Below are 12,629 nucleotides of genomic sequence, written 5' to 3'. Positions count from 1 at the left end.
CCATGCCGCAGGTATGCTGCGGCATGGCACAATTCCTTTACACGACTTTTTCTTGCATCTTTCCAGTGGATGTGGTATATTTGGTGACAATACCCAAGCACATGAAAAAAGAGAAATGAATTGAGGAGTGATGATTCCGTGTTGGGTGATGACAGTATAGTCCTGCTGGTAGTCTTGTTGTGTATGGTGGTGATGAGTGCGTATTTCTCCGCCACCGAAACGGCTTTTACCTCCCTCAACCGCATTCGGCTGAAAAGTCGGGCGGACAACGGAGACGCCCGAGCAGCCCGTGTGCTGTCCCTGGCTGAAAAATACGACCAGCTCCTGTCCACCATCCTGATTGGCAATAACATTGTCAACAATGTGGCAACCACCCTATCCACCGTGTTGTTTATTGACTTTCTGGGCCCAGGTAAAGGCCCCGCTGTGTCCACGGTGGTGCTTACCATTGTAATCCTGATTTTCGGCGAGGTCTCTCCCAAGAGCCTGGCCAAAGAGTCCCCCGAGAGTTTCGCCCTGTTTTCCGCTCCCTTCCTGCGGTTTTTCATGGTGATTCTCACCCCTGCCACCTTTTTCTTTACCCTGTGGAAAAAGCTGCTGTCCAAGATCTTCCACACCAAAGAGGATGTGGGTATCACCAACGAAGAGCTGGTGACCATGGTCACCGAGGCGGAGGACCAGGGCGGTCTGGACGCTGAGGAGAGCCAGCTCATCTGTTCCGCCATTCGCTTTGACGATCTGGAGGCCTCGGACATTCTCACCCCCCGGGTGGATATCGTGGCTCTGGAGGACACCGCCACCATGGAGGAGGCCACTGCCCTGTTTGCTCAGGAGGGCTACTCCCGTATGCCGGTGTACCACGAGTCTCTGGACAACGTGGTGGGTGTCATCCACCAGAAGGATCTGTTTGCCGCCCGCTACCACGGGCGTACCCAGTTGGCCCCCCTGATCCACCCGGTGCTCCATGTGACTACCGGCACCAAAATTGACGATCTGATGCGCCAGTTCCAGCGCACCAAAACCCACATGGCCATTGTGGTGGACGAGTACGGCGGTACCGAAGGCCTGCTCACCATGGAGGACGTGGTGGAGGAACTGGTGGGCGATATCTGGGACGAACACGACGAAGTGGTGGAGCAGTTCCGCCCCCAACCCGACGGCAGCTATCTCATTGCCTGCTCGGCCAATTTGGACGACATGTACGACCTGTTCTCCGTCACCGGCTCCTGTGATGCCGCCACGGTCTCCGGCTGGGTGCTGGAGCAGATGGGCCGTATTCCCGATGTAGGCGACCACTTCGTTTGGGAGGACCTGGACGTCACTGTCACCAGCGTGGAGCATCACCGGGTGCTGGAGATTTCCGTGCGCAAGCTCTCCAAAGAAACCGAAGAAGCGTAAAAAAGAACGGGCCTCGGCCCGTTCTTTTTTATGTCCCAAACAGCCACCGCACCACCCAACTGGCGGCCAAAAACCCCGCAATATCTGCACACAATGCCGCTGGAATGGCATACCGAGTGCGGCTGATCTTGGCCGCGCCAAAGTAAACCGCCACGGTGTAGAACGTCGTCTCGGTGGACCCCAGCATCACCGCAGCCGTGCGCCCCACCAGAGAATCGGGGCCGTAGGTCTGGATGAGCTCTGCCCCCAGCCCCAGAGCCGCCGAACCACTGATGGGACGCACCACCAATAGCCCCACCGTCTCCGGCGGAATACCCACTCGGGTCAAAAGGGGAGCCACCACCCCCTCCAGCAGCTCTAAGGCTCCAGAAGCCCGCAGCATGTACACCCCACACAGTAGCCCCACCAACGTGGGCACCATGCGCACGGCCGTCTGTAGGCCCTGCCCGCCCCCTTCCACCAGGGTGGCCCACACGTCGACACCATGGCTCAGGCCCCATACCCCTACCATTAGTAAAATGCAGGGCACCACCATGGACATCATAGCGCCGTCACCTCCACAGCCGAGCCATCCCCTTGGCCGCAACAACCCCCACCGTCACCGATATGGCAGAGGCCAACCACACCGCCGGAAGAATATCAAAGGCCGAAGCGCTACCTGCGGCCTGTCGTAAACTGGCCACAGTGGCGGGAATAAGCTGGATCGAGGCGGTGTTGCACACCACTAACATACATAAGCTGTCCGTGGCCACTCCTCCCCCGTCTGCCATGAGCTGTGCCGCCCGAATGCCCAACGGTGTGGAGGCATTGCCCAGCCCCAGCAGGTTGGCGGCCACATTGGCACTGACCGCACCCATGATCTCCTGGTCCCGGGCGTGTTGCGGATAGAGCCGGGATAACACAGGATGCAGGCAGCGGGACAGCCCCTGCACCATGCCACTTTTCTCCATCACCCGCATGACCCCCATCCACAGGCACATGACCCCCACCATGGCCAAACACAGTTCCACTCCGGCGTTGGCCCCCTCCAATGCCGCTCCAGCCACTTCTTCCATGCGTCCAGTGGCCGCTCCACAGAGGATGGAGACCCCCACCATCACCACCCAGATCCACGACATCGCCATACTCCCACCCCTTTCTCTACCACCCTATGCCCCCCTTTTTTTCCCAATGACACCTTCGACATTTTTCTTGGAAATTTATTATAGTTCTATTAATTTTATACTTTTCGGATTGACAACATTATACGCTGTGTTATAATGGGGTAGGTTCGTAAAGTTGCACATTTATTAAGGAGGACTTCACATATGAAATCTACTGGAATTGTCCGCAAAGTGGACGAATTGGGCCGTATTGTTCTGCCCATCGAATTGCGCCGTACTCTGGACATCGCAGAACGTGATGCCCTGGAAATCTACGTGGATGGAGGCTCCATCGTGCTAAAGAAGTACGAGCCCGCCTGCATTTTCTGCGGAGAATCTTCCGATGTAACCACCTTCAAAGGGAAAAACATCTGCGCTTCTTGCCTGCGGGAATTGGAAGGAAAGTAAAACTTTTATTAGAAAAAACGCCGGTGGAAACAATTTCCACCGGCGTTTTTTGTCATTTTATTCCTAAATTCGGCAGAAAATAAAGCCGCCATTTTATACTATATGTAATCACTTTCCTAGGCTCATATCATACAGCTGACGCTTCTTCGTGCCAAATTCCTCTGCTGCTTTGGCGCAGGCCTCCTTGAGAGACAGCCCCTCTCCTCGCAGCTGTTCTACCCGCTGCAAAGCCATTTGGGGATCGGCCTGCTCCACCGGAGCCTCCTCTGCCCCTTCCACCACCAATACATATTCTCCTCTGGGTGGGCGATTGGTACAGTCCTCCACTGCCTGGGCTAAAGTTGTCCGTACCACCTCTTCGTGGAGCTTGGTCAGCTCCCGGCACAGGGCAATTCGGCGCTGGGGTCCGAACACAGCCACGAAATCCTCCAGGGTGTCCTCCAGCTTATGGGGGGCCTCATAAAAAATCATGGTGCGCTGCTCATTCCTAAGACTATCCAGGTGGGCACGGCGGTTTTTCTTGTTCTGAGGGAGAAATCCCTCAAAGGTAAATCGTGCTGTGGGTAACCCAGAGGCAGACAGGGCACAGATGAGAGCACAGGGGCCGGGGATGGCCTCCACCTCAATTTCATGCTGGGCACAAAGGGCCACCAAATCCTCTCCGGGGTCGGAGATGGCGGGGGTTCCCGCATCGGTGACCAGGGCGCAGCTCTCCCCCGCCAGCAGCCGCTGCACAATGGCAGGGCCCGCGGTGGCGAAGTTGTGGCGGTGGTAGCTGACCATGGGCTTTTTCAGCCCCAGGTGGTTAAGCAGCTTCACCGTCACTCGGGTATCCTCCGCGGCCAGAAAGTCCACCTCTGCCATGGTGTCCGCCATACGCCTGGAAATGTCCCCCAAATTGCCGATGGGGGTGGGAACCAAATACAACTTTCCACTCATAGCCGTTTCCTCACTTTCCCGGCACCGCTGCCGCGGCACCTTTCATGGTCAGAGAAATGCGCTTTTTCTTCTCGTCCACCTCTTTGACCCACACGGTCACCACATCTCCCACCGACAATACTTGAGAGGGATGCTTGATGAAGCGGTCGCAGATTTGGCTGATGTGCACCAGGCCGTCCTGGTGCACGCCAATGTCCACAAAGGCGCCAAAGTCGATGACGTTGCGCACCGTGCCCTTCAGCTCCATGCCCGGCTTCAAGTCCTTGATCTCCAGCACGTCGGTGCGCAGCACCGGGGCGGGCAGCTCGTCTCGGGGATCGCGTCCCGGCTTCATCAGCTCGCCCACCACGTCCAACAGGGTGGGCACGCCTACGCCACAGGCCTGGGCCGCCCGCTCCACGCCGTATGCCTTCACCTTATCCATCAGATCCTGCATAGCCCCCGCCTTCACCTGCTCCATGGTGCATCCGCACAGCTCCAGTAGTGCTTGGGCGGCTGCGTAGCTCTCTGGGTGGACGGCGGTGTTGTCCAGGGGAGATTTGCTCTCAGGCACCCGCAAGAATCCGGCGCACTGTTCAAAAGCCTTGGGACCCAGCTTGGGCACCTTCAAAATTTGCTTCCGGGTGGTGAAGGGGCCATTCTCCTCCCGATACTTCACGATGTTTTTGGCGGTGGTCTGGGTCAGGCCCGCCACTCGGGTCAACAACGATGCCGAGGCGGTGTTCACATCCACACCCACGGCGTTGACGCAGTCCTCCACCACGCCGTCCAGAGCCTCCCCCAGACGGGCCTGGGGCATATCATGCTGGTATTGGCCCACACCGATGCTCTTGGGGTCTATCTTCACCAGTTCTGCTAGGGGGTCCTGGAGGCGGCGGGCAATGGACGCCGCCGAACGCAGGTTCACGTCGAAGTCGGGGAACTCTTCGGCAGCCAGCTTAGAGGCAGAGTACACCGAAGCCCCCGCCTCGTTGACCATCATATAGGTGACCCCGCAGTTCAGCTTCCCGATCATTTCCACCGCCATCTGCTCCGTCTCCCGGCTGGCGGTGCCGTTGCCAATGGCAATGTGCTGCACATGATGCTTTTTCACCAGAGCGGAGAGCTTGGCAATGGCCTCCTGCTTCCCTCGCTCCCCGTGGGTGGGATAGACTACGGTGGTGTCCAGCACCTTGCCCGTGGGGTCGATGACCGCCACCTTACATCCCATGCGGTAGCCGGGGTCCAGGCCCATGGTCACATGCCCTTTCACCGGGGGCTGCATCAAAAGGGGCTTGAGGTTGAGGGCAAACTGGCCGATGGCACCTTCCGAGGCTTTTTCCGTCAGATCACTGCGCACCTCCCGCTCCAGAGAGGGTGCGATGAGACGGCGGTAGGCATCCTCAGCGGCAGCTTTCACAAAGGTCATGGCGGGGGTGCCTGGGCGCACCACCTGGCGGCGCACCGCCACCAGGGCCTCCTCCTCGTCCATGTCCACGGACACCTTTAAAATATCCTCCCGCTCCCCTCGGTTCATGGCCAACACCTGGTGGCCCATCACCTTACTGACGGGAGAGGAGAAGTCATAGTAAAGCCGGTATACGCTGTCCTCCGGCTCCTTGGCGGCAGCTTTGGACACCAAAACAGCCTTTTTCGCATAGAGAGTACGCAACACCTTGCGGATGTCCGCATCGTCGGAAATCCACTCCGCCACAATATCGGAGGCACCCTGCAGGGCCGCCTCCACGTCCTCCACCCCCAAGTCCGGGTTGATGAAGTCTTGGGCCAGGGTCTCCGGGTCGGGACAGTCCCGCTTCTGGGCATAGAGGGTCTGAGCCAGAGGCTCCAGGCCCTTCTCCTTGGCCATGGTGGCCCGGGTGCGCCGTTTTTGCTGGTAGGGACGGTACAAATCCTCCACCTCGGCCAGAGTCTGAGCCCCGTCAATGGCCTGGGCCAACTCGTCGGTGAGCTTGCCCTGGTTTTCAATGGCGGTTTTCACTTCCTGGCGGCGCTTGTCCAGCCCCCGCAGGTATTGCAGCCGGTCGGCCAGCTGCCGGATGAGCTGGTCATCCATGCCGCCGTGCATCTCCTTGCGGTACCGGGCAATGAAGGGGACCGTATTCCCCTCGTCCAAAAGGTTGATGACATTTTCCACATGCTTGGCCGAGACAGAAAATTCCTGGGCCAAACGCTTGATCAGTTCTTCCATGGGTATTCTCCTTTATTCCAGGCCGCTTTCCCGGCTGACCCAGTCCATACACCACTCCACCATCCGGTCACAGTGGCACTTGCGCTCCTCGCCCCGCTCCACGGCGCTCTTCAACAGCTGGGCGCAGTGGACGTCTCCATGGTCCTGGCGAAACTCCCGCAACAGCTGAGCGCGCTTCTCCTGGGGAAGCCCTAAGCCGCCCATGGCCGCAAAGGCCCCGGTGATGGCACCGCACACCGAGCCGCAGCCCATGCCGGCGCCAAAGTTCAGGCCCAAGGCGTTGGCCTGCTCCTCTGTGAGCCCCATGTCCTGGGCAAAGGGGATAAGCACCGATTGGGCGCAGTTGTAGTGCACCTGGGTATCCGCCCGCAGAGTCTTGCTGTGTTCTTTTCTGGTCATATTGGTTCGCTCCATTTCCGCTTGTGTTAATGAAAAATATCCGGGTTGTCCCGGAACATATGCTCCACCCGACGGCGCAGGGGAAGGTGCTGGGCCTGGGTCAAATCCGGGTCCCCATCCACCAACGCCTGAGCCGCTTGCCGGGCTTGGTTCAAAACTTCCAGGTCGGAGGCAAAGTCCGCCACCTTCAACTGGGGCAAGCCGTGCTGCCGCTGGCCGAAAAAGTCGCCAGGGCCACGCAGACGCAGGTCCTCCTGGGCAATTTGGAAGCCGTCCGTGGTCTGGGTCAGCACCCGCAGCCGCTGTCGGGCCGTCTCACTGCGGCTGGCAGTGACCAGCACACAGTAACTCTCGTGCTTGCCTCGACCCACTCGGCCACGCAGCTGGTGCAGCTGGGACAGGCCGAAGCGGTCAGCGTTCTCCACAATCATCAAGGTGGCGTTGGGCACGTCCACCCCCACCTCAATGACGGTGGTGGACACCAAGACCTGAATCTCTCCGGCGGCAAAGGCGGACATGATGGCTTCCTTGTCCTTGCTTTTCATTTTGCCGTGGACAAACCCCACCTTCAAATCGGGAAACACCTGCTCTTGCAGGTGTTTGGCATAGGTGGTCACTGCTTTCAGGTCCATGGCGGGAAACAAGGATGTCTGTCCCTCCTCATCCTCGCCTCCGTTCTCCTCTACGGCGGGACACACCAGATAGACCTGTCTTCCCTGCCCCACTTGGGTGCGGACAAAGCCGTACATGCGCTGTCGCTTGTCCTCTCCCACCACATAGGTGGATACCGGGGTGCGTCCAGGAGGCAACTGGTCGATGATGGACACCTCCATATCCCCGTAGATCATCAGCGCCAAGGTGCGGGGAATGGGGGTGGCGGACATCACCAGCACATGGGGCGGAATCTCGCCCCCCTTGGCGGCCAACGCACCCCGCTGGGCCACGCCAAACCGGTGCTGCTCATCGGCAATCACCAGGCCCAGCCGGTGGTACTCCACCCCCTGGGAAAAGAGGGCATGGGTGCCCACCAGCACCTGAACGTCTCCGCTGGCCAGTGCCTGGAGCAACTTTTTTCGCCCCGCTCCTTTTACCGATCCGGTAAGGAGTTCCACCCGAATGCCGCTGGGGCCCAACAGGGTGGACAGGGTGCGGTAGTGCTGCTCGGCCAGCAGTTCGGTGGGGGCCATAAGGGCGCACTGCATGCCGCTGAGGGCTGTCACCCACGCCCCATAGGCGGCCACCGCCGTTTTGCCCGAGCCTACATCGCCCTGCACCAGGCGGTTCATGCTCTGCCCCGAGGTGACATCGTGGAAGATGTCCTCCATGGCCCGACGCTGGGCATCCGTGGGGATAAAGGGGAGCAGCGATTGGAATTCCTCTGGAGAATGGGGCGCCAGACGCAATCCGTCAAAGTGCTGCCGCCGCCCTTTCAACATGGCCAAACCGCAGGTCAGGGTGAGTAGCTCCTCAAAAATCAGCCGCCGTCTTGCCCACTCCAGCCCCTCAAAACTCTGGGGAAAGTGGATGTTTTGCAGGGCAAACTCTTGCTGGCACAGGTGGTACTCCTCCCGCACCCACAGGGGGAGCACCTCCTCCACCGTGGGGGCCAGTTGCTCCACCGCTAGCTGGGCCAAGTTCATCAGCAGCGCATTGTGGACGCCAGCCGTCAGGGGATACACGGGGACGATGCGCCCGGTATACTTCTCCTCCCCTTCCTTTTCAAAGAGGGGATTGACCATGGAAATGCCTCGCCCCTGCCGCTCCACTTTTCCGTAGAATACGTACTGATCGCCTGGGGAAAAGGTATGGCGCAGGTAGCTTTGGTGAAAAAAAGTCAGGTTCAGCACCCCGGTGTCATCCACACAGCGCACCTTCACCAGCTCGATGCCGCTGCGCACCCGGGAGAGCTGGGGCAGCTGGGCCACCATGGCCTTGACACAGCACATCTGCCCCTCGGGCGCTTCCCGCACGGTGTAGACCTTGCGCCGGTCCTCATAGCGTAGAGGAAAGTGCCAGAGCACGTCGCTCAGCCGTTCCAGGCCCAGCTTGGCCAATTTCCCGCTGCGCACCGGTCCCACGCCAGACAGTGAGGACAGCGCCACATTGTTCCTCTGCTCCATGCCTTTCACCTCCATTTGGGGCAATCCCCCAATTTGCAGGCCTTCATTGTACCACATTTCCCCCTCTATGAACACCCCCCTCTCTCCGACATCTGTCTTTGTGCGGCGGACTTTCGTCTCTTTGTCACAACTTCTTTGACGAGATAAAGCGTTTCATGTCAAAAGTACCAAGTTTATTTTTTAACACTCTTTCTCCGTTGCAAAAGGGAAAACCAGCCATTATAATGTACATTATTACAGTGAACCATCAAGGATAAGGAGGTATCAACGTGGCACAGCAATTTTCCAAGGTGCTCGCCGCCAACCGAGGCGAGATCGCCATTCGCATTTTCCGTGCCTGTCACGATTTGGGGCTGCATACGGTGGCCATGTACTCCAACGAGGACACCAATTCCATGTTCCGCATCAAAGCCGACGAGGCCTATCTCATTGGAGAAAACCAGTCCCCTCTGGGCGCGTATCTGGATATTCCCGCCATCATCGACCTGGCCAAGCGCCGGGGCGTCACCGCCATTCACCCGGGCTATGGATTTTTGTCGGAAAACGCCGACTTCGCCCGGGCCTGTGAGGCTAATGGCATCAAGTTCATCGGCCCTCCCTCCCACGTGTTGGCCCAGATGGGCGACAAGCTGGCGGCCAAAGCCACGGCCATTGCCTGCAATGTGCCCATCATCCCCGGCTCCACCCAGCCGTTGAAGGATGCGGACGAGGCGGTGGAAAAGGCCGTGAGCTATGGCTTCCCCATCATCCTCAAGGCCGCCGCCGGCGGTGGCGGTCGTGGCATGCGGCGCTGCGACAGCGAGGAGGACGTGCGCCGGGAGTTCGAGCTGGTGAAAAATGAGGCCCGCAAGGCTTTTGGCAACGAGGATATCTTTATCGAGAAATTCCTGGTGGAGCCCAAGCACATCGAGGTGCAGATCCTGGCCGATGAGCACGGAAACGTGATGCACCTGGGTGAGCGTGACTGCTCCCTCCAGCGCCGCTATCAGAAGGTTGTGGAGTACGCCCCCGCCTGGTCAGTGCCCAAGGCTACCGTGGAAGCCCTGCGGGCGGACGCGGTGAAGATCGCCAAGCATGTGGGCTACGTCAACGCCGGCACCGTGGAGTTCCTGGTGGATGGCAAGACGGGCCAGCACTACTTCATTGAGATGAACCCCCGCATTCAGGTGGAGCACACCGTCACCGAGATGGTCACCGGCGTGGACCTGGTGCGGGCCCAGATTCTCATCGCCGAGGGCCATCCCCTCTCCCACCCCGCCATCGGTCTGGCCCGCCAGGAGGACTTGCGTATGTACGGCTACTCCATCCAGTGCCGGGTGACCACCGAGGACCCCTCCAACAACTTTGCCCCCGATACCGGCAAAATCTCCGCCTATCGCTCCAGCGGCGGCTTTGGCGTGCGTTTGGACGGCGGCAACGCGGCTGCCGGGGCTGTCATCTCCCCTTACTACGACTCCCTGTTGGTGAAGGTGACCACTTGGGACAATACCTTTGAAGGCGCCTGCCGCCGGGCCACCCGCGCGGTGAACGAGGAGCACGTGCGAGGGGTCAAGACCAACATTCCCTTTGTCACCAACATCCTCAACCACCCCGCCTTCCTGGCTGGAGCCTGCCACACCAAGTTCATTGACGACACCCCTGAGCTGTTTGAGATTGAGAACAGCCGGGACCGCGCCACCAAGGTCTTGAAGTACATCGCTCAGATTCAGGTGGACAACCCCGACACTGAGCGCAAGCAGTACCACAAGCCCCGCTTCCCCGAGACCACCGGCAAGCCGCTCCACGGCCTGAAGCAGTTACTGGATGAAAAGGGCCCCGAGGCAGTGAAGGAGTGGGTGCTGAATCAGAAGAAACTGCTCATCACCGACACCACCATGCGGGACGCTCACCAGTCCCTCCTCTCCACCCGGATGCGTACCCGAGACATGGTGCACGGAGCGGACGGCACTGCAGAGATTTTGGGCGACTGCTTCTCCCTGGAGATGTGGGGCGGCGCCACCTTCGACACCGCTTACCGCTTCCTCCATGAGTCTCCCTGGGACCGCCTGGACCTGCTGCGCCAGAAGATCCCCAACATTCCCTTCCAGATGCTGCTGCGCGGCTCCAACATGGTGGGCTACGCCAACTTCCCCGATAACCTGGTGCGGGAGTTTGTGCGGGAAGCCGCTCAGTCCGGCATTGATATCTTCCGGGTGTTCGACTCTCTGAACTGGATTCCCGGCATGGAAGTGGCTATGGACGAGGTACTGCGCCAGAACAAGGTGCTGGAGGCCACCATGTGCTACACCGGTGACATTCTGGACCCCAAGCGGGACAAGTACACCTTAAAGTACTACGTGGACATGGCCAAGGAACTGGAGCGCCGCGGTGCCCACACCTTGTGCATCAAGGATATGTCCGGCCTGCTCAAGCCTTACGCCGCCAAGAAGCTAATCTCTACCCTGAAACAGGAGGTGGGCCTGCCCATCCACCTGCATACCCACGACACCACTGGAAACCAGGTGGCCACCTATCTCATGGCCGCTGAGGCCGGGGTGGACATTGTGGACTGTGCCACCGCCTCCCTGTCCAGCCTCACCAGTCAGCCCTCTTTGTCTGCCGTAGTGGCCGCCCTGGAAGGACAGGAGCGAGATACCGGTCTGGACCTGCGAGACATTCAGCGCCTGGACAACTACTGGTCCGACGTGCGTCTGCGCTATGCCAGCTTTGACGAGGGTCTGAAGAGCCCCACCACCGACATCTATCGCTACGAAATCCCCGGCGGTCAGTACACCAACCTGTATCCTCAGGTAGTGTCCTTGGGCCTTGGCCCCCGCTTTGAAGAAGTCAAGGAGATGTACAAGACCGTCAACGATATGTTGGGCGATCTGGTAAAGGTGACCCCCTCCTCTAAGATGGTGGGCGATCTGGCCATCTTCATGGTGCAAAACGACCTTACCCCCGACAACATCTTGGAGCGGGGCAAGAGTCTGGCCTTCCCCGATTCGGTGGTCAGCTACTTCAAGGGCATGATGGGCCAGCCCGCCTGGGGCTTCCAGCCTGAGGGTCTGCAAGAGGTAGTACTTAAGGGCGAGAAGCCCATCACCTGCCGTCCCGGCGAGCTGCTGCCCCCTGTGGACTTCGATGCCGTGCGTCAGGAGATGACCCGCTTTATGGAGAGCGACATCATCAACACCCGGGCCATGCTCTCCTACTGTCTGTTCCCCAAGGTCTATGAGGATTACCGCAACCACCGTCAGGAATACGGCTACATCACCCGCATGAGCAGCCACGTGTTCTTCAACGGCATGGCCATTGGCGAGACCAACAAGATCAACATTGAGGACGGCAAGACCCTGGTCATCAAGTACCTGGGGTTGGGGGACCAGAACGACGATGGCACCCGCACCGTCAACTTCGAGCTCAACGGCACCCGCCGCGAGGTGGCTGTGCCAGACAAGCGTGCTCAGGTCAAGGGCCGCACCGTGGTCATGGCTGACCCGGAGGACAAGAGCCAGGTGGGCTCCTCCATCCCCGGCATGGTGTCCAAGGTTTCCGTGAAACCCGGCGATACCGTAGAGGAAAACCAGGTAGTGACCGTCATCGAAGCCATGAAGATGGAGACCTCCGTGGTGGCTCGCATGTCCGGTGTGGTGGATCAGGTTTACATCACCGACGGCTCCAGCGTCAAGGCCGGTGAGTTGCTGATGACCATCAAAGTAAAATAACTTCCATTTCTTTCATGGAGGAGATTCCCGGTGTGGAATCTCCTCCATCATTTTTCCATTCTCCGGTATAGGGTACTCACCTCCTGTCCAAAATAGCCGTGGAGGTGTTATTATGAACCAGAAACCGAATTTATGGAAACGAGCCGTGGACTTTGTCACGGGGAAGGGATTTTATCTTGCGGTGCTGATGTGTGTGATGGTCATCGGTCTGTCCGCCTACTTCCTCATTCAAAGCGTGCGCAGCAATGTGTCCAAGCTGGCCGATGAGCCGGCCGCAGGCACCGCATCCATCACCGTCACCCCTGCGCCCCGGCCCACCGTCACCCCC

9 protein-coding genes and 1 pseudogene are annotated in these 12,629 nt (G+C 59.2%); 4 read left to right on the top strand and 6 right to left on the bottom strand.

Features of this window, described 5'->3' with window-relative positions:
• Positions 1-138 precede the first annotated feature (138 nt).
• On the top strand, positions 139-1,398 hold the full coding sequence (locus B5G37_RS03800) for a hemolysin family protein (RefSeq protein ID WP_242962749.1): 1,260 nt from the start codon (positions 139-141) through the stop codon (positions 1,396-1,398).
• Between the two features lie 28 nt (positions 1,399-1,426).
• Here B5G37_RS03800 and B5G37_RS03795 read toward each other — a convergent pair whose 3' ends face one another.
• Positions 1,427-1,942 (bottom strand): nucleoside recognition domain-containing protein, encoded by a 516-nt coding sequence (locus tag B5G37_RS03795; RefSeq protein WP_087254139.1) that lies wholly within the window; start codon positions 1,940-1,942, stop codon positions 1,427-1,429.
• A gap of 7 nt (positions 1,943-1,949) precedes the next feature.
• On the bottom strand, positions 1,950-2,522 hold the full coding sequence (locus B5G37_RS03790) for a spore maturation protein A (protein WP_087254136.1): 573 nt from the start codon (positions 2,520-2,522) through the stop codon (positions 1,950-1,952).
• A 183-nt stretch (positions 2,523-2,705) separates the two neighbouring features.
• Between B5G37_RS03790 and B5G37_RS03785 the strand changes: the two genes are divergently transcribed.
• Entirely contained in the window at positions 2,706-2,948 is a 243-nt protein-coding gene (locus tag B5G37_RS03785) for an AbrB/MazE/SpoVT family DNA-binding domain-containing protein (RefSeq protein ID WP_087254130.1), read from the top strand.
• Between the two features lie 108 nt (positions 2,949-3,056).
• Here B5G37_RS03785 and rsmI read toward each other — a convergent pair whose 3' ends face one another.
• Genes rsmI through recG form a run of 4 tightly spaced genes read right to left on the bottom strand, consistent with a single transcriptional unit; the run spans position 3,057 to position 8,594 of the window.
• Positions 3,057-3,887: a 16S rRNA (cytidine(1402)-2'-O)-methyltransferase gene (gene rsmI / locus B5G37_RS03780; RefSeq protein WP_087254127.1), complete on the bottom strand. Its 831-nt coding sequence runs from the start codon at positions 3,885-3,887 to the stop codon at positions 3,057-3,059.
• Positions 3,888-3,897: 10 nt separating this feature from the next.
• Positions 3,898-6,075 (bottom strand): Tex family protein, encoded by a 2,178-nt coding sequence (locus B5G37_RS03775; protein ID WP_087254125.1) that lies wholly within the window; start codon positions 6,073-6,075, stop codon positions 3,898-3,900.
• Between the two features lie 12 nt (positions 6,076-6,087).
• On the bottom strand, positions 6,088-6,474 hold the full coding sequence (locus tag B5G37_RS03770) for a C-GCAxxG-C-C family protein (protein ID WP_087254121.1): 387 nt from the start codon (positions 6,472-6,474) through the stop codon (positions 6,088-6,090).
• A gap of 26 nt (positions 6,475-6,500) precedes the next feature.
• Positions 6,501-8,594: an ATP-dependent DNA helicase RecG gene (recG, locus tag B5G37_RS03765; protein WP_087254431.1), complete on the bottom strand. Its 2,094-nt coding sequence runs from the start codon at positions 8,592-8,594 to the stop codon at positions 6,501-6,503.
• Between the two features lie 269 nt (positions 8,595-8,863).
• On the opposite strand from recG, the gene B5G37_RS03760 reads away from it, so the two are divergent.
• Both B5G37_RS03760 and B5G37_RS03755 read left to right on the top strand, forming a co-directional pair.
• Positions 8,864-12,301, top strand: coding sequence for a pyruvate carboxylase (locus tag B5G37_RS03760; RefSeq protein ID WP_087254117.1), 3,438 nt, complete (start codon positions 8,864-8,866; stop codon positions 12,299-12,301).
• 112 nt (positions 12,302-12,413) lie between these two features.
• Positions 12,414-12,629, top strand: a pseudogene (locus B5G37_RS03755) (hypothetical protein); the annotation flags it as partial.

Origin of the sequence: Pseudoflavonifractor sp. An85 (assembly GCF_002161235.1) — a bacterium.
Classification (GTDB): domain Bacteria; phylum Bacillota; class Clostridia; order Oscillospirales; family Oscillospiraceae; genus Enterenecus.
The sequence above is the reverse complement of the archived record's forward strand: the minus strand, read 5'-3'. Positions and strand labels throughout refer to the sequence as shown.